Source organism: Micromonospora sp. A200 (assembly GCF_029893845.1).
Classification (GTDB): Bacteria; Actinomycetota; Actinomycetes; order Mycobacteriales; family Micromonosporaceae; genus Micromonospora; species Micromonospora purpureochromogenes.
On the sequence record NZ_JARXXY010000015.1, the window covers coordinates 15358 to 31457 of the forward strand.

A 16100-nucleotide genomic window follows, 5' to 3' on the forward strand; every position below is an offset into this window, starting at 1 on the left:
CAGGCACTCACCTTGAGAAGAGCGTGATCGGATTGACGACGTCCGCGGTCACGGTCAGCAGCGTGAACGCGCCACCGACCAGGATCACCGCGTACGTGAGCGGCATGAGCTTCATGTAGTCCACCCGGCCCGGGTCACGGCGGCCGATCCGGGCGTACAGCCAGGAGCGGACCCGTTCGAACCAGGCGATGGCGATGTGGCCGCCGTCCAGGGGCAGCAGCGGCAGCAGGTTGAACACGCCGACGAAGAAGTTCAGCGAGATGAACAGGAAGGGCAGCATCTGCCAGAAGCCGTTCGCCAACGCCTCGCCGCCGAGCCGGCTGGCGCCGACCACGCTGATCGGGGTGTCCTTGTCCCGCTCGCCGCCGGTGACGGCGGTCCAGAGGGCGGGCACCTTCTCCGGGATCCGCTTCATCGCCTCGTAGGTGCCGACGGCGAGGTCCTTGGTGTAGCCGGCGGTGGCCGGGATTGCCTCGACCGGGCCGTACGTGACGGTGGCCGGGACGCCCGGCGGCAGGGACGGGCCGGCGACGCCGAGGGCGGAGACGGTCTTCGGGGCGCCGTTCGGGTCGTCCAGCGGCTTGCGCTGCACGGCGGCCAGCGTCACCTGGGCGTCGTCCTGCACGCCGTCGCGCTCGTAGCGGATGGTGGCCTTGCCCGGGGGCAGGTCGCGGACCTTCTTGACCAGCTCGGTGTAGTCGGCCACCGGCGTCCCGTTCACCGCGAGGATCTTGTCGTCGTCGCGCAGCCCGGCCTGCCTGGCAGGGCTGACCGGATCGCCGGGGGCGCACTCGCGCTGGGCGTCGGTCGGGATGACGCAGTCCACGACCTTGACGTGCGCCGGCAGCGGGTTGGGCAGGTCCCTGTTCGGCATCCCCACGAACATCGCGACGAGCCAGATGGCGACGATCGCGAGCGCGAAGTGGGTCACCGAGCCGGCGGACATCACGATCGTCCGCTTCCAGACCGGGTAGCGCCACATCGCCCGGTGCTCGTCGCCCGGCTCGACGTCGTCGTCCTGCGGCGTCATCCCGACGATCTTGCAGAAGCCGCCGAGCGGGATGGCCTTGATGCCGTACTCGGTCTCACCGCGGCGGAAGGACCAGAGGGTCGGGCCGAAGCCGACGAAGTAGCGGGTGACCTTCATCCCGAACGCCTTGGCGGTCAGCATGTGACCCGCCTCGTGCAGGCTCACCGAGATGAGAATCCCCAGGGCGATCGCGACCACCCCGAGCAGATAGAGCATCAAGCTTCCTTCCCCGACCCCGAGATGATCTCCTGCGCGTGCGCGCGTGCCCACGACTCGGCCGCGAGCACGTCCTCGACGGTACCTGGTTCGCCGAAATCGGGTGCCTCCTCCAACACCCGGCGCAGGGTGTCGACGATGCCGAGGAAGGGCAGCCGGCCGGCGACGAAGGCGGCGACGCACTCCTCGTTCGCCGCGTTGTAGATCGCCGGGCGGCAGCGGCCGGTCTCGCCGGCGGCCTTGGCCAGGGCGACCGCCGGGAACGCCTCGTCGTCCAGCGGGGCGAACTCCCAGGTGTGCGCGGTGGTCCAGTCGACCGCGGCGGCGGCGTCGGCCACCCGGTCCGGCCAGCCGAGGCCGAGGGCGATCGGCAGCCGCATGTCCGGCGGGCTGGCCTGGGCGAGGGTGGAGCCGTCGACGAACTCGACCATCGAGTGGATCACCGACTGCGGGTGGACCATCACGGTGATGTCGGCGTAGGGCACGTCGAACAGCTCGTGCGCCTCGATCACCTCCAGCGCCTTGTTGACCATGGTGGCGGAGTTGATCGTGACGACCGGGCCCATGTTCCAGGTGGGGTGGGCCAGGGCCTGCGCGGGTGTCACCTCGGTCAGCTCGTCGCGCCGCCGGCCGCGGAACGGCCCGCCGCTGGCGGTGACGACCAGCCTGCGCACCTCGCCGCGGGCCCCGCCGCGTAGGCACTGCGCCAGCGCCGAGTGCTCCGAGTCCACCGGCACGATCTGCCCCGGCCGCGTCACCGCGGCCTTCACCAGCGGGCCGCCGGCCACCAGCGACTCCTTGTTGGCCAGGGCGAGGGTACGGCCGGCGCGCAGCGCCGCCAGGGTCGGCGCCAGCCCCAACGACCCCACCACCCCGTTGAGTACGACGTCGCAGGGCCACTGCGCCAGCTCGGTCATGGCGTCCGGGCCGGCGACGATCTTCGGCAGCCGGAAGTCCCCGGTGGCCCAGCCGCGCCGGCTCGCCTCGGCGTAGAAGGCGAGCTGGAGATCCTGCGCGGCGGACGACTTCGCCACCCCGACCGCGTCCACGCCCAGCTCCAAGGCCTGCGCGGCGAGCAGCTCGACATTGCCGCCGCCGGCCCCGAGCGCCACCACCCGGAACCGGTCCGGGTTGCGCCGCACGATGTCGATGGCCTGGGTACCGACCGAGCCGGTGGAGCCGAGCAGAACGAGGTCGCGGGGAGTTGTCACGCGGCCATTCTGCCCCGGCGTCGCTGTGCGCCCGCTGGGAGCCTCAGCCCGGCGGCGTCGGCTCGGGCGCGAAAGCGGCCTGGGCCATCCGGGCTCACCCCTCGGCGGACAGTCTGCTGGCGCCCAGCCCAGTCGCGCTGCCCCCACCCGCCGCCGACGCACAACCGGTGCGTCATCCCAGGTCGGCGGAGCGACGGCCACTCACCGGGCCACGGGTGCCGACGGTCGGCGGACGGCGGACGGCGGATGGCGGTGAGGCCGTCGGTCGCGACGACGTGGGCGAAGGCGGTCCACGCTGCGAGCGGGAAGGTCAGCGCCCGGCCCTGCCGGTCCGTGCTGTCGCGCGCTCCCAGCGGACCAGCCGAGTCGGCCAGCTCGGTGATCCGGCGCACCCCGGTCGCGTCGATCTGCCGGGAGGTGGGGCGGTCGTACAGCCGCCAGCAGTGCCGCACGACCCGCCGGAACAGCAGCTCCGGCCCCAGCCAGCGCCGTCCCCCGGCGTGTCGCGGCGAGGACGACCTGTGCCTGGTGAGCGATATACCTGAGAGGCATAAATATGCCTCTCAGGTATATCGCTCACCAGCATGTCCGGTGGGTGGGCACTACGCTCCGTGACGGTCCGGCGGGGGCGACCTACCGCCGGACGGCCTGCGGCCTCGGCTCGACCGGATCGGCGGTGAGTAGGTTCCGGCCGCGCAGGTAGGAGTACAGCTCGGCCTGCTGTTCGACGCTCAGACCGTCGATCGGGACCGGGAACACCTGGTACCGGCTGAGCCGGAACAGCAACTGGCCGGGGATGGGCTCCACCCCGGTCAGCGCCTCCCAGCGCACGACGCTGTCGGAGAGGGCGTTCGCGCCGCGCACGCCCTCGTCGGAGATCGTCCAGGTGATCGGGATGCCGTGCATCTTCCAGCTGGCCCGGACCAGCGCCCGCAGGACCAGCGGCGACAGCACCGCGGCGGTCACCGCGGCGGCGACCCAGGGCAGCGCCTCCAGGGGATCTCCGAGGAGCACGGCGACCAGGGCCGGCAGGAGCAGCACGACCGGGCAGAGCCAGTACAGCAGCAGCGTGTGCCGGTAGGCGCGGCGCAGGGCGGCGGTGAGCCGCCGCCGGTCCGGCTGCGTCTCGAAACTGATCATCACGGCGGAGGACGATACGGCCCGTGCGGCGTTCTCCGCTGTCCCGGCAGGCGTCAGGCGTCGGCCCGGCGAACGAAGGTTTCCAGCACCTCGCCGCCGTACCAGTCGGTGCGCCGGCCCAGGTGGACCATGCCGAGCCGGCGGGCCACCGCCATCGACGGGTGGTTGCCGGGCGGGATCACCGCGTACACCTGCGGGGTGCCGGCGGCGAACTCGCGGGCCAGCACCGCGCGGGCCGCCTCGGTGGCGTACCCGTGCCTCCAGGAGTCCGGATGCAGGTGCCAGCCCACCTCGATGTCGTCGGTCTCCGTCACGCCGTCCGCCCCCGGCAGCGGCTTGAGGATCAGAGTGCCGGCGACCCGGCCGGTGTCCCGGACCTCCATCGCCCAGGTGCCGTACCGGCCGCCCTGGCCGGCGTGCCGTTTCCGCCAGATGGCCAGCCGGTCCAGGGCCTGGCCCGGGTCGGTCAGCGGCAGGCCGGACACGGCCAGCCAACGGGTGATCTCGGTACGCGAGTAGATGTCGAAGATCCGATCCAGGTCCGCCGGGGCGTCGGTCCAGTCCCGCAGCACCAGGCGTTCCGTGGTGAGCACCGTCATGAGGCGCGATCGTAATGCGTGCCCCGGCCCGGGAGGGGGAAGGAGATCGCGATGGGCCACGCATGGCAGCGCACGAAGCGGATCATCAGCGCCGCCTTCCGGCCGGTACGCGGCCGGGACATCTCGCTGCACGCCGCCGCGATCACCTTCTACGGGGGGATCGCCGTGGTGCCGGTGGCGCTGCTGGCGATCTGGCTGACCTCGCTGCTCGCAGGCGGGGAGCGGGTCCGCCGGCTCACCTCGTACGCGGTGAACACGCTGCCGGACGCGATCGGGGCGCCCCGGGCGGTGGAGGCGCTGGTCGCGGCCGGGGTGGAGTTGACCCCGCTGCTCGCGCTGGCCTCCCTGCTGCCGGCGTCGCTCTACGGCGAGGGGCTCCGTCGGGCGTTCGTCTCGGTCGCCACGCCGCCGAACCCGGACGAGGCGCTGGTGGGCTGGCGCGGTCGGCTGCTGCTGCTGCCACTGCTCGCCCCGGCCCCGGCGCTGCTGCTGTCGATCCTGATCGCCCTGCCCACCACCACCCACCTGGTCAGCCAGGGCGGCTGGGTCGGCGCGCTCGGCGTGGTGCTGTCGTTCCTGGGGGTGTGGCTGGTGCTCACCCCGGTGGTGATGTGGGTGTTCCGGGTGGTCGGACCGGCCTCCCCGGACTGGCTCTCCACCCTCGCCGTCGGCTCGTTCACCGCGGCGAACCTCTCCGGCTTCCTGCACGGGTTCGTGCTGTTCGCCTCGCTCCCGATCGACCTGGGGGCGCCCTTCGGCGGCTTCGACGAGATCGGCGCGGGCGTCGCGGTGCTGCTCTGGCTCTACCTGTTCCACGTGATCGTGCTGGCCGGCTACTCCGCCACCCTGGCCCTGAGCCGCTGGCGCGCCCAGCGCCGCTGAAACCCTCCGGCCGCTGAAGCCCTCCCGCCGGGGGCCGCGCCGCACTAGGCTGCCCGGGCATGAGCGAAGCGAGTGAGCTGCCGGCCCGCGCCGACGTCGTGATCGTCGGATCCGGGCACAACGGGCTGGTCTCGGCCGTCCTGCTGGCCCGGGCCGGGCTGGACGTGCTGGTGCTGGAAGCGGCGGAGGAGATCGGCGGGGCCACCCGCACCGAGAACCCGTTCCCCAAGGTCCCCGGGCTGCGCCACTCCACCGGGTCGTACCTGCTCGGGCTGATGCCACCGGAGCTGCTCGCCACGCTCGACGTGCGGATCCCGGTGCTGCGCCGCGACCCGCACTACTTCCTGCCCACGCCGGGCGGCATCGGCTCGCCGTACCTGCTCTTCGGCAGCGACACCGCGGCGACCCGCAAGCAGCTCGCGGAGTTCTTCTCCCCCGCCGACGCGGCCGCCGACGACGCCTTGCAGGCCGAACTGGCCCAGCTGCGCGAGGACCTGGCGCCGGCCTGGCTGGCCGAGCCGCTGCCGGTGGAGGAGACCGCCGAGCGGTACGTCCGGCCGGCGCTGCGGCAGGTCTTCGTCGACCTGGTGCGCGGCTCGGTCGCCGACCACCTGGCCCGCTTCGACTTCCGCTCCGAGCTGCTGGTCAGCATGTACGCGGTCACCGACGGCCTCTCCGGCCTCAACGCCGGCCCGGACGACCCCGGTACCGGGCACAACTTCCTGGTGCACAACATGTGCCGGCTGCCGGGCGCCGACGGCACCTGGATGATCGCCCGGGGCGGCATGGGCACCGTCTCGCGGACCTTCGCGGAGGCCGCCCGCGCCGCCGGAGCCACCATCCGCACGGGTACGCCGGTGACCGGGGTGACCCTGGACGGCGGCGCGGCCAGCGGGGTGACCCTCGCCGACGGCCGGCACGTCGCCGCCCCCGTGGTGCTCGGCGCCTGCGACCCGTACCGGCTGATGGACCTGCTGCCCGACGGCGCGCTCCCGGCGCCGCTGCACCAGCGGATGACGGCGGTCCGCCGCCCCGGCACCACCCTGAAGCTGAACCTGGCGCTGACCGGGCTGCCCCGCTTCGCCTGCCTGCCGGCGGGGGCGCCGAGCCCGTTCGGCTCCACCATCCACCTGCTCCCCGGCTCGGCCTCGCTGGTCGGCGGGGGCGGCGAGGCGCCGATGGCCGCGCTGCGCGCGATGTGGGCGGACGTGCAGGCCGGCCGGCTGCCCGAGGAGCCGACCATCGAGTGGTACCTGCACACCACCGTCGACCCGTCGCTCTCCGACGAGGCCGGCCACCACTCCTCGGCCCTGTTCGTGCAGTCGGTCCCCTACGAGCTGGCCGGCACCACCTGGGACGAGGCCATGCCCGGGTACGTCGAGAAGCTGATCGCCATCTGCGAGCGGTACGCCCCCGGCGCCGGCGACCTGATCGCCGACGCGGTGCCGCTGCCCCCGCCCGGCATCGAGGCGCACTTCGGCATCACCGGCGGGCACATCCACCACGTGGACAACACCGTCTCGTTCACCGACCGCATGCCGTACGCGACCGGCGTCGACGGCGTCTACGCGGGCAGCGCCGGCTGCCACCCGGCGGGCAGCGTGATCGGCGCCGCCGGCCACAACGCCGCCCGCCGCATCCTCAGCGACCTCGGTCGCTGACCTCACCGCCGGCCTCGGCGGGGGGCAGATCGCCGGGGCGGCGGATGAGGGAGAGACCAGCGAGCAGCAGGTAGAGGACGAGGCTGAGGATCGGGTCGACGAAGACGAAGGCGAAGGCGATCAGGTAGAGCAGCGGGCGCAGCAGCAATCGCCGCGAGACCGCCCGGGCCAGTTCGGGATCCAGGTCGGGGTGGAGCAGCCGCCGCCTCCGAGCCCACCACCAGCTCAGGTTGAAGAAGAGCGACTCGCCGAGCACGGTGCCGAGGTAAAGGGCGGCGGTCAGCCGCTGCTCGGTCGCACTGCCGCGCAGGTTGTCCGACAGCAGGTCGGCGGTGAACGGGATGGCGGCCACGAAGAGCAGCACGAGCAGGTTGAACACCAGCAGCAGCTGGTCGACCCGGACCACGTACCGCCACATGTTGTGATGGCCGAGCCAGATCTGGCCGGCGATCACGAAGGTGATCACGTACGCCAGGTAGGACGGCCAGGCGTGGGCGAGGGCGTCGGGAAGCTCCCTCCCGCCGACCCTCGCCGGACCATACTGGAGCAGTTCGACGGCCATCACCGTCAGCACGACCGCGAAGACGCCGTCGCTGAACGTCTCCACCCGGGAGGCGTCCCGGCCCATCTCCCGGTCACGCCTGAACCGGTACCCGCTCCTGCCCGCGCCGTCGGCCACGCCGCCCCCCTTCCGACCTGATGGTCACCCGGCGGGGGCGGCGGGCGCGGGGAAACCGCTAGGTGAGCGCCTCCCCGGCGGGGGCGGGGGTCTGCTCGTCGGCGCGGTGGGCGCGGATCTTGTGGCCGACGCTGGTCAGGCAGCGGCCGCTGGGCATGTCGAACTTCCAGCCGTGCAGCTGGCAGGTGAGCTGGTCGCCGTCGACGATGCCGAACCGGCTCAGGTCGGCCTTCAGGTGCGGGCAGCGGCGCTGCACCACCCAGTCGCCGATGGTGATGTCCTCCGCGTCGACGGCCCGCTCGTGCTCGTCGTACCAGCCCTCGGCGTACTGGAGGCGCTCCTCGGAGAGGCACTTGAAGAAGGCGTAGACGAACTCGTTGTACTGGCCGATCCGGGCCGCCGAGAAGCGGCAGGAGAGGAAGAGGGAGTTGACCCAGTCCACCTCTTCGATGTGCAGCAGGTGCTCGATCAGCGCCCGCTCGGTACGGAACCGGTAGCGCACCTTCTCGTCCGCGTACGGGCGGACCTCCTTGCCCGGGAAGTCCACCACGATCGACTCGACGCTCTCGCCGTCGTAGCCGACCAGGTCGAAGCGGACCGGGCCGCCGACCCCCTTGGCCAGGTAGATCGACTCGTCCAGCAGCGGCTCGATGCGGCGCTTCATCTCGCCGAGCACGTCCACCTCGGGGTGCCGCCAGGACGCCTTCTCCGCCTCGATGATCGGGCGCTTGCGCTCCCGCATCTCCTCCAGGTGCGCGGTCTTGTTCGCGAAGAACTCCTCCACCGGCACCGGGTGGGTGGTGCTCGCGCCCTCCGTGGTCACCTCGGCGACGCTGCCCGGCAGCAGCACGATGCCGTTGGTGCCGCCCACCTTGGCGTACTCGGCCAGGAAGACCGACTGGTCGGGGAAGATGTTGCCCTCGTCGCCGTGGATGTCGTTGAACTGCCACAGCGCGTCGTCCAGGAAGCACGGCGGGCCGGCGATCGGGAAGACGTGGTCGGCCTTGAGGTCGTCGATGTAGCGCCAGGTGCGGTCGAACTGCCGGTCGCGCTTCTGCTTGCCGAACGCGGTCTTGGCCGCCTGCGGCAGCTCGTAGACCATCGGGTACCAGATCGCGCCGGAGAACTGGAGCAGGTGCGCGTGCACGTGGCCCAGCTCGGCGAAGACGCTCAGGTCGGTCGGGCGGGCGTCGTTCTGGTTCAGCAGCCGGACCCCGTCGTACTCCACCCAGAGCGAGGAGTCACCGATCGGGCCGTCGGTCGGGCTGGTCAGCGCCTGGATCATGATCTTCAGGCCGCCGTCGAGCTCCACGACCTGCTCGTTCGGGGCCTTGAGGAACTTCGTGAAGCCGAGCGCCCGCAGCTCGTCCTCCATCTCCGAGGTGGGGAACTCGGGGAGGAGCACGGTGGCATCCTTCGAGACGTACCGCTTGAGGTGGGCGGCGTCGAAGTGGTCCCGGTGCAGGTGCGAGACGTACAGGTAGTCGACGTCGCCGAGCGCCGCCCAGTCGAGCTGGGAGTTGTCCGGGAAGGGGAACCACGAGGCGAAGTAGGCGGGATTGACCCACGGGTCGCACAGGATGCTGCCCGCGGCCGTGTCGATCCGCATGCTGGCATGTCCCGTACCGGTCACTCGCACCGCAGTCCCCCTCAAAACGACAATCAAGGTGTACGTCAGAACGCTACCGGAGGCGGTGTGGTCGCCGACCCGCGACGCCGTACCCCCATCAGGCCGGACCCTGCGCCGGGCCCGCCGCGGGGCGTGCCAGACTAACCGGAGATCCGATCGCGAGGGAAGGACCGACAGTGGCAGGAAGCGAGCCGGTAACCGCGCCAGATCAGCACAAGCCCGGGCACCGCAGGTCCGGACGGATCGGCGCGGTGCTCTCCGCGTTGGCGCTGCTGGCGATGCTGTGCGGCAACCACGAGGGCAGGGTCGAGGACATCTGGCTGGTCGGCCTGGCCGTGCTGCTGCTGGCGATCGTCATCGGCGACGCCGTGCTGCGCCGCAACGGCCTGCGCTCCTGACCCGACCGCCGCGCCGGACCACGAACGCGTGAAGGGCCCACCCCCTCGGGGGTGGGCCCTTTCGTCACGTCGGTCCCCGTCGCTCCGGTCCCGTCGCTGCTGTCTCGTCGCGGCGGTCCCCCTCGCGCGGTCAGCGGCCGAAGAGGATGTCCTGCACGTCCTTGAGCGCGGCGTCGACCTCGGCCTCGAAGTAGCCGCCCGGCACCAGCCCGAAGCGCAGGGTGTCCAGGTCCTTCGGGTTCACCGGCATCGGGTTGCGGCCCTGCATGCCGCCGAGCAGCGTCTCGAAGAACCGGTCCACCTGGTCCGGGTCGTATCCGCTGCCGAAGCGACGCACCTGGAAGCTACGCCGGATCTGGTCGACCCGGTAGAGGTCGCTGCCGGGCGGACCGGCCATCGGCGGGCCCACCATCGGCGGGCCGCCCACGGGCGGACCGGCCATCGGCGGCGGGCCGCCCATCGGCGGGCCACCGAGCGCCTGCGGCGGCATCGGCGGGCCGGCCGGGCCGCGCCCGCGCATGTCGCGCTGGTCCCGCTCCGGCATCCGGATCTCGGCGGTCATGTCGGCCCGGCCGTGCCGGCCCGCCTCGAAACCGTCGAACCGCGGCTCCTCCGGGGCGCCGTAGCCACCCGAACCCGGGGGCAGGCCGCGCTGCGGCGGACCGCCGTGCCCACCCGGCCCACCCGGGCCGCCCGGACCCATCGGCCCACCCGGGCCGCCGGGACCACCCGGACCGCGCGGCGCGTCGTAGCCGCCCCGGGGGGCGTCGTACCCGCCGGCGAAGGCGCCGGTGGGCTCGTCGTACCGGTTGCCGTAGCCCTGCGGGCCGGCCTGCGCCGGCATGGCACGCGGCGGGAGCGGCTGCGGCACCGGGGACAGGCCGCGGTGGTCGTCGCGCATGGGCGGTCCGAGACGGGGGTCGGCGCCCCGCGGGTCGGCGCCGCGACCGCCGAGGCCGCCGCGCTCCTCCAGCTCGGCCAGCTGCCGCTCGACCCGGTCCAGGTGCAGGTCGACCTGCCACTCGTCGTAGCCGTTGAAGCGGACCCGGAAGACGACGTCGTGGACCTCCTGGGAGGCCACGGGCGCGCCGACCGGCTGGCCGGCGAGTGTCGCCTCGACCCGGTCCAGGAAGGCGTCCACCTCGTCGACCTTGTATCCCCGGCGGAGCGCCTTACGCCGGAAACGCTGACCCTGACTCGCCACTATGTCTCCTGGTCTCGTCGCTACGCCCGGTCACGCCCGCGCGGCGCATCGGTGTCCCTGTCCTCGGCGGCAGCCAACTGCCCGCACGCGCCGTCGATCTCGCGCCCCCGGGTGTCCCGCACCGTCGTGGACACCCCGGCCTCGCGGAGTCGCCGGACGAACTCGCGCTCGACCGGCTTCGCGCTCGCGTCCCACCGGCTGCCGGGTGTCGGGTTGAGCGGGATGAGGTTCACGTGGGCCAGCTTGCCGGCCAACAGCCGCCCGAGCAGGTCCGCCCGCCACGGCTGGTCGTTCACGTCCTTGATCATCGCGTACTCGATCGACACGCGGCGCCCCGTCCGGGCCACGTAGTCCCACGCTGCGTCCAGCACCTCGGCTACCTTCCAGCGCTGGTTGACCGGCACGAGTTCGTCGCGCAGATCATCATCGGGCGCGTGCAGCGACAGCGCAAGGGTCACTGAGAGGTCTTCGCTGGCCAGTCGGCGGATGGCCGGAACCAGGCCGACCGTGGAAACGGTGATGTGCCGCTGCGACAGGCCCAGCCCCTCGGGGGCCGGCGCGACCAGCCGACGGATCGCCGCCACCACCCGGTTGTAGTTCGCCAGCGGCTCGCCCATGCCCATGAAGACGACGTGCGACAGCCGCGGCGGCGACCCGGCCACCGCGCCCGAGGCCGCGACGCCGGCGAGGTAGACCGCCTGGTCGACGATCTCGGCCGTGGACAGGTTGCGGGTCAGCCCGGCCTGGCCGGTGGCGCAGAACGGGCACGCCATGCCGCAGCCGGCCTGGCTGGAGATGCAGACGGTGACCCGGTCCGGGTAGCCCATCAGCACGCTCTCCACCAGCGAGCCGTCGTGCAGCCGCCAGAGCGCCTTGCGGGTGGCGCCGTCGTCGCAGGCCAGCTCGCGGACCGGGTTGAGCAGGGTCGGCAGCAGCGCCCCGGCCAGCCGCTCCCGGGTGGCCGCCGGCAGGTCGGTCATCAGCTCCGGGTCGCGCACCAGCCGGCCGAAGTAGTGGTTGGAGACCTGCTTCGCACGGAAGGCCGGCTCGCCCAGCTCGGTCACCAGCGCCTGCCGGCCCGGCAGGTCCAGGTCGGCGAGGTGGCGGGGCGGCATCGCGGGCCGGCGCCCGGGGGCGTCGGGGTCTACGGGGATCACAGGCAGGCTCGTCATGGCCGGTCCAGTCTGTCACGCCGGCCGGGGAACACACCCGTCCGGAGGTGCCGAATCGACCCCCACCGGGCGGGGGACACGGTCTGCCGGACGTGATTCATGCCTCAGCCCACCACCGGCACGAAGACCGCCAGCAGCAGGTACGCGGTGGGGACGGCGAAGAGGATCGAGTCGAGCCGGTCCATCAGGCCGCCGTGCCCGGGCAGCAGGTTGCTCATGTCCTTCACGCCCAGGTCACGCTTGATCATGGACTCGCCGAGGTCGCCGAGGACCGCCGCGACGGAGACCGCGACCCCGAAGAGCGCACCCCACCACGGCGCCAGGTCGAAGAGCAGCCAGAGCAGCACGGCGCTGCCGACCGCCGCCGCCGAGACCGACCCGGAGAAGCCCTCCCAGGACTTCTTCGGGCTGATCGAGGGGGCCATCGGGTGCTTGCCGAAGGACACGCCCGCCGCGTACCCGCCGGTGTCGGAGAGCACCACGGCGACCAGGGTCGCCAGCACCCGCAGGTGGCCATCGTCGGGCGCCGCCGCGAGCAGTGCCGCGAAGCCGCCGAGGAACGGCACGTAGACCGCGATCAGGGTGGCCGCGGTGAGGTCCCGCTGGAAGCCGCCCGGGCCGTCACCGAGCCGCCAGATCATCGTGCCCAGCACGGTGACCAGCAGACCCAGGCTGAGCGCGTCCGGCCCGGCGTACCAGGCCAGCCCGATCATCAGCACGCCGCCGGCGATCAGCGGCACCAGCGGTGGATGGGCGCCGCTGCGGCGTACCGCCCGGGCCATCTCCCAGATGCCCACGCCGATCGCGCCGGCCACCACGGCGAGGAACGCCGGCAGGTAGAAGAAGAGCGGGATCAGGATCAGCGCGCCGAGCCCGAGGCCCACGCCGATCGCGGCCGGCAGGTTGCGGCCGGCCCGGCTGGCCGCCGGCTGCCCGGTCGCCGGCCGGTCCGCGCTGGCCCGGCGCCGGCCGGGCTGCCGCCGGCCCGGGGGCCGCTGCGGGTCGCGCTCCGGCTCGGCGGCCTCCCGCACCGGGGGGAACTGGGAGGTCGGCATGTCGTCGTCGCGGACCGGCGGGAGCGAGGAGGTGGGCATCTCGTCGTCGCGCGGCGGGCGCCCGGGACCGCGCCGGTCGTACCCGTCGTCATAGGCGCCGTAGCGGTCGACGTCGTGGCGGTCGTACGGGTCGCCGTGCCCGTCGTACGGGTCGAGGGCGGGCTCGTCGTACCGGCGGGCGGTCGGCCGGGGGCGGGCCTGCGGCCCGGCGTACAGGTCGGCGCCGGACTGCCGGTTCCACGGGCCGGTGGGCTCGACGTCATGCTCCGGCCAGGGCAGCGCGGGCGGGCGTTCGGGGCGGTCCCAGCCGCGAGGCTCGGCGCCGCCGTAGGGGTCGGGGTGGGACATCACGCACCGAGCGGGAACGGTACGAGTTCCACCACATGCCGCAAGACCAAGGCCATCCCCTACACGCGTGACTGTTCCGTCCGGTTGACCGGCCCGACGGCCGGCCGATTCCCGCCGTTCACCGCGCGGTGGCCGGGAATCGTGCCGAGCCTACTGCACCGGGCGGCCGGGGGCGGCGGACGAGGCCAGCCGGCCACCGGCAGCAAGGTACAGGCACGGTACGGCGCCGACGAGATCACCTGCGACGGCGGCACCACGAGCCTCTCGATGAGCTGCTACCGGGCCGACCCGGTCCTGCACCCGGGGCGGGCCGTCGTGCGGTTCGAGCTGCACGACGCGTACCAGGGGACGACGCTGACCGAGACGACCCGGAGCGTGCGGATCCCGCGCTGAACGAGGCGAGGCCCGCTCCCCGGTTGCGGGGAGCGGGCCTCGATGGCGTCCGGGACGGGGCGTCCCGTCCGGGCGGCTACACCTCGAGCAGCTCGGCTTCCTTGTGCTTGACCAGCTCGTCGACGCTGGCGACGTACCGCTGGGTCAGGTCGTCGAGCTCCTTCTCGGCGCGGCGGCCCTCGTCCTCGCCGACCTCGCCGTCCTTGACGAGCCGGTCCAGCTCTTCCTTGCCCTTGCGGCGGATGTTGCGGATGGCCACCTTGGCCTCCTCACCCTTGTGCCGGGCCACCTTGATCATCTCGCGGCGGCGCTCCTCGGTCATCTGGGGGAGCAGGATGCGCAGCTGGTTGCCCTCGTTGTTCGGGTTCACGCCGAGGTCGGAGTCGCGGATCGCCTTCTCCATGGCGTTGATCTGCGAGTTGTCGTACGGCTTGATGATCACCATGCGCGGCTCGGGAACCCCGATGGAGGCCATCTGGGGCAGCGGGGTGGGGGTGCCGTAGTAGTCGATGACGACCTTGGAGAACATGGCGGCGTTGGCGCGGCCGGTGCGGATGGCGCCGAACTCTTCCTTGGCGTGCTCGATGGCACGGTCCATCTTCTCTTCGGCCTCGAGGAGGGTGTCGTCGATCACCGGTCTCCTCGCCTCCTTCTGTTACTCGTGGTGGGCTCTGCTGCTGTCCGTCGGAGGACCGCCGAGACGGTCGGCCGGGGGAGTTCAGGCGGTGATCAGGGTACCGATCTTGTCGCCGCCGACGGCGCGAATGATCGTGTCGTCGCCCTGGGCGCCGAAGACCAGCATCGGCAGGCCGTTCTCCATGCAGAGGCTGAACGCGGCGGCGTCGGCCACCCGCAGGTTGCGGCGCAGCACCTCGGAGAAGGTGATCGAGTCGAACTTGCTGGCGGAGGGGTCGATCCGGGGGTCGGCGGTGTAGACGCCGTCGACGCCGTTCTTGCTCATCAGCACCACGTCGGCGCGGATCTCCAGCGCACGCTGGGCGGCGACGGTGTCGGTGGAGAAGTACGGCATGCCGGCGCCCGCGCCGAAGATGACCACGCGGCCCTTCTCCAGGTGCCGGATGGCGCGCAGCGGGATGTACGGCTCGGCGACCTGGGCCATCGTGATCGCGCTCTGCACGCGGGTCTCGATGCCCTCCTTCTCCAGGAAGTCCTGGAGGGCGAGGCAGTTCATCACGGTGCCGAGCATGCCCATGTAGTCGGCCCGGGCCCGGTCCATGCCGCGCTTCTGCAGCTCGGCGCCGCGGAAGAAGTTGCCGCCGCCGACCACCACGGAGACCTGCACGCCGCGGCGGACCACGGTGGCGATCTGCCGGGCGATGGCCTGGACGACGTCCGGGTCGACGCCGATCGACCCGCCGCCGAAGACCTCGCCGGAGAGCTTCAGCACCACCCGGCGGGCCCGCCCGGGCGGCGGCGCCGTCGGGTCGTCCGCTTCCAGGCTCCGGTCACTCACAACCTGCGTCATCCGCCCCGCCCTTCCCCGCGCGCACGTCCTGCACGCCATGTACCCCGCAACTGCCGTTGCCGACCCTATGTGACGAGGAGGCCGCGGTGCCTGTCACGTACACCGGCGGCCTCCTCGTCGACGTTCCCTGCCCTCGGGCGCGTCACGCCCGATCCGGCGGCTCAGGCCTGGCCGACCTCGAACCGCAGGAAGCGGGTCACCTCGATGCCGGCCTCGGCCAGCACCTGCTTCACGGTCTTCTTGTTGTCGGCCACCGACGCCTGCTCGACGAGGACGTAGTCCTTGAAGAAGGCGTTGACCCGACCCTCGACGATCTTCGGCAGCGCCGCCTCGGGCTTGTTCTCCTCGCGGGCGGTCTGCTCGGCGATGCGCCGCTCGGACTCGACGACCTCGGCCGGCACCTCGTCCCGGGTGAGGTACTTCGGCCGCATGGCGGCGATCTGCATGGCGGCGCCGCGCGCGTCGGCGTCACCGGCCTCGTCGGTCTGGCCGGCGTACTCCACCAGCACGCCGACGGCCGGCGGCAGGTCCTGGCTCTTGCGGTGCAGGTAGACCGCGACGTTGCCGTCCAGCTTGGCGAAGCGGTTGAGCACCAGCTTCTCGCCGATCTTGGCGGACTGCTCCTGGACCAGGTCGGCGACGGTCTTGCCGTCCAGCTCGGAGGCGAGCAGCTCCTCGGCGTTGCTGGCGCCGCTGCGCTCGCCGTGCTCGACCAGCTGCTGGGCCAGGGCGACGAACGCCTCGGTCTTGGCGACGAAGTCGGTCTCGCAGTTGAGCTCCAGCAGGGCCTTGCCGGAGTGGGCGATCAGGCCGTTGGCGGCGGTACGGCCGGCCCGCTTGCCCACGTCCTTGGCGCCCTTGACACGCAGGATCTCGACGGCCTTGTCGAAGTCGCCCTCGGCCTCGGTCAGCGCCTTCTTGCAGTCCATCATGCCGGCGCCGGTGAGGTCGCGGAGCTTCTTGACGTCCGCGGCGGTGAAGTTGGACATGGCTCTC

Annotated in this window: 17 protein-coding genes; 4 read left to right on the forward strand and 13 right to left on the reverse strand. The window is 72.5% G+C overall.

The window, feature by feature from the left end; genetic code table 11:
* Positions 1-7: 7 nt before the first annotated feature.
* The 5 genes from M2302_RS16180 to M2302_RS16200 all read right to left on the reverse strand — a co-directional run bounded on the left by M2302_RS16180 (position 8) and on the right by M2302_RS16200 (position 4196).
* Positions 8-1246: a site-2 protease family protein gene (locus tag M2302_RS16180; RefSeq protein WP_280838735.1), complete on the reverse strand. Its 1239-nt coding sequence runs from the start codon at positions 1244-1246 to the stop codon at positions 8-10.
* Positions 1246-2457, reverse strand: coding sequence for a 1-deoxy-D-xylulose-5-phosphate reductoisomerase (dxr, locus tag M2302_RS16185; RefSeq protein ID WP_280838736.1), 1212 nt, complete (start codon positions 2455-2457; stop codon positions 1246-1248). The genes M2302_RS16180 and dxr overlap by 1 nt, the downstream gene beginning before the upstream one ends.
* Complete coding sequence (locus tag M2302_RS16190; RefSeq protein ID WP_348529425.1) at positions 2454-2909, reverse strand: DUF397 domain-containing protein; 456 nt, start codon at positions 2907-2909, stop codon at positions 2454-2456. Before M2302_RS16190 ends, dxr begins: the two co-directional genes overlap by 4 nt.
* Before the next feature lie 181 nt (positions 2910-3090).
* Positions 3091-3600, reverse strand: coding sequence for a YcxB family protein (locus M2302_RS16195; protein ID WP_280838737.1), 510 nt, complete (start codon positions 3598-3600; stop codon positions 3091-3093).
* A 50-nt stretch (positions 3601-3650) separates the two neighbouring features.
* Entirely contained in the window at positions 3651-4196 is a 546-nt protein-coding gene (locus M2302_RS16200) for a GNAT family N-acetyltransferase (RefSeq protein WP_280838738.1), read from the reverse strand.
* A gap of 51 nt (positions 4197-4247) precedes the next feature.
* Here M2302_RS16200 and M2302_RS16205 point away from each other — a divergent pair, with 51 nt between their 5' ends.
* Together M2302_RS16205 and M2302_RS16210 are read left to right on the forward strand one after the other, a co-directional pair.
* Positions 4248-5078 (forward strand): YhjD/YihY/BrkB family envelope integrity protein, encoded by an 831-nt coding sequence (locus M2302_RS16205; RefSeq protein WP_280838739.1) that lies wholly within the window; start codon positions 4248-4250, stop codon positions 5076-5078.
* 59 nt (positions 5079-5137) lie between these two features.
* On the forward strand, positions 5138-6739 hold the full coding sequence (locus tag M2302_RS16210; protein ID WP_280838740.1) for an NAD(P)/FAD-dependent oxidoreductase: 1602 nt from the start codon (positions 5138-5140) through the stop codon (positions 6737-6739).
* Here M2302_RS16210 and M2302_RS16215 read toward each other — a convergent pair.
* Positions 6720-7367: a TMEM175 family protein gene (locus M2302_RS16215; RefSeq protein WP_280838846.1), complete on the reverse strand. Its 648-nt coding sequence runs from the start codon at positions 7365-7367 to the stop codon at positions 6720-6722. The two genes, M2302_RS16210 and M2302_RS16215, sit on opposite strands and share 20 nt — an antisense overlap.
* Before the next feature lie 109 nt (positions 7368-7476).
* Entirely contained in the window at positions 7477-9057 is a 1581-nt protein-coding gene (locus tag M2302_RS16220) for a Rieske 2Fe-2S domain-containing protein (RefSeq protein WP_280838741.1), read from the reverse strand.
* Between the two features lie 167 nt (positions 9058-9224).
* On the opposite strand from M2302_RS16220, the gene M2302_RS16225 reads away from it, so the two are divergent.
* On the forward strand, positions 9225-9446 hold the full coding sequence (locus M2302_RS16225) for a DUF2631 domain-containing protein (RefSeq protein ID WP_154943497.1): 222 nt from the start codon (positions 9225-9227) through the stop codon (positions 9444-9446).
* 130 nt (positions 9447-9576) lie between these two features.
* Here the strand turns inward: M2302_RS16225 and M2302_RS16230 are convergent, their stop codons facing one another.
* From M2302_RS16230 to M2302_RS16240, 3 genes are all read right to left on the reverse strand, one after another.
* A complete protein-coding gene (locus tag M2302_RS16230; RefSeq protein WP_280838742.1) occupies positions 9577-10650 on the reverse strand; it encodes a DivIVA domain-containing protein in 1074 nt (357 codons plus the stop codon).
* Between the two features lie 20 nt (positions 10651-10670).
* Positions 10671-11822 (reverse strand): 23S rRNA (adenine(2503)-C(2))-methyltransferase RlmN, encoded by a 1152-nt coding sequence (gene rlmN / locus M2302_RS16235; RefSeq protein ID WP_280838743.1) that lies wholly within the window; start codon positions 11820-11822, stop codon positions 10671-10673.
* Between the two features lie 104 nt (positions 11823-11926).
* Positions 11927-13225 carry a phosphatidate cytidylyltransferase gene (locus M2302_RS16240; protein ID WP_280838744.1) on the reverse strand — a complete coding sequence of 433 codons (1299 nt, stop codon included), beginning with the start codon at positions 13223-13225 and terminating at the stop codon, positions 11927-11929.
* 141 nt (positions 13226-13366) lie between these two features.
* Here M2302_RS16240 and M2302_RS16245 point away from each other — a divergent pair, with 141 nt between their 5' ends.
* Entirely contained in the window at positions 13367-13618 is a 252-nt protein-coding gene (locus M2302_RS16245) for a hypothetical protein (protein WP_280838745.1), read from the forward strand.
* Positions 13619-13694: 76 nt separating this feature from the next.
* Here M2302_RS16245 and frr read toward each other — a convergent pair whose 3' ends face one another.
* From frr to tsf, 3 genes are all read right to left on the reverse strand, one after another.
* Positions 13695-14252, reverse strand: coding sequence for a ribosome recycling factor (gene frr / locus M2302_RS16250; protein ID WP_280838746.1), 558 nt, complete (start codon positions 14250-14252; stop codon positions 13695-13697).
* A gap of 84 nt (positions 14253-14336) precedes the next feature.
* Positions 14337-15104 carry a UMP kinase gene (pyrH, locus tag M2302_RS16255; RefSeq protein ID WP_280838747.1) on the reverse strand — a complete coding sequence of 256 codons (768 nt, stop codon included), beginning with the start codon at positions 15102-15104 and terminating at the stop codon, positions 14337-14339.
* Between the two features lie 161 nt (positions 15105-15265).
* Positions 15266-16093, reverse strand: coding sequence for a translation elongation factor Ts (gene tsf / locus M2302_RS16260; protein WP_280838748.1), 828 nt, complete (start codon positions 16091-16093; stop codon positions 15266-15268).
* Between the last annotated feature and the right edge of the window lie 7 nt (positions 16094-16100).

Excerpts from the sequence above, each read along its gene's own strand:
- M2302_RS16200 (WP_280838738.1), bottom strand. The coding sequence starts at position 4,196 with ATGACGGTGCTCACCACGGAACGCCTGGTGCTGCGGGACTGGACCGAC.
- pyrH (WP_280838747.1), bottom strand. The coding sequence starts at position 15,104 with ATGACGCAGGTTGTGAGTGACCGGAGCCTGGAAGCGGACGACCCGACG.
- M2302_RS16180 (WP_280838735.1), bottom strand. The coding sequence starts at position 1,246 with ATGCTCTATCTGCTCGGGGTGGTCGCGATCGCCCTGGGGATTCTCATC.
- M2302_RS16205 (WP_280838739.1), top strand. The coding sequence starts at position 4,248 with ATGGGCCACGCATGGCAGCGCACGAAGCGGATCATCAGCGCCGCCTTC.
- rlmN (WP_280838743.1), bottom strand. The coding sequence starts at position 11,822 with ATGACGAGCCTGCCTGTGATCCCCGTAGACCCCGACGCCCCCGGGCGC.
- M2302_RS16240 (WP_280838744.1), bottom strand. The coding sequence starts at position 13,225 with ATGTCCCACCCCGACCCCTACGGCGGCGCCGAGCCTCGCGGCTGGGAC.
- M2302_RS16215 (WP_280838846.1), bottom strand. The coding sequence starts at position 7,367 with ATGGGCCGGGACGCCTCCCGGGTGGAGACGTTCAGCGACGGCGTCTTC.
- tsf (WP_280838748.1), bottom strand. The coding sequence starts at position 16,093 with ATGTCCAACTTCACCGCCGCGGACGTCAAGAAGCTCCGCGACCTCACC.
- M2302_RS16210 (WP_280838740.1), top strand. The coding sequence starts at position 5,138 with ATGAGCGAAGCGAGTGAGCTGCCGGCCCGCGCCGACGTCGTGATCGTC.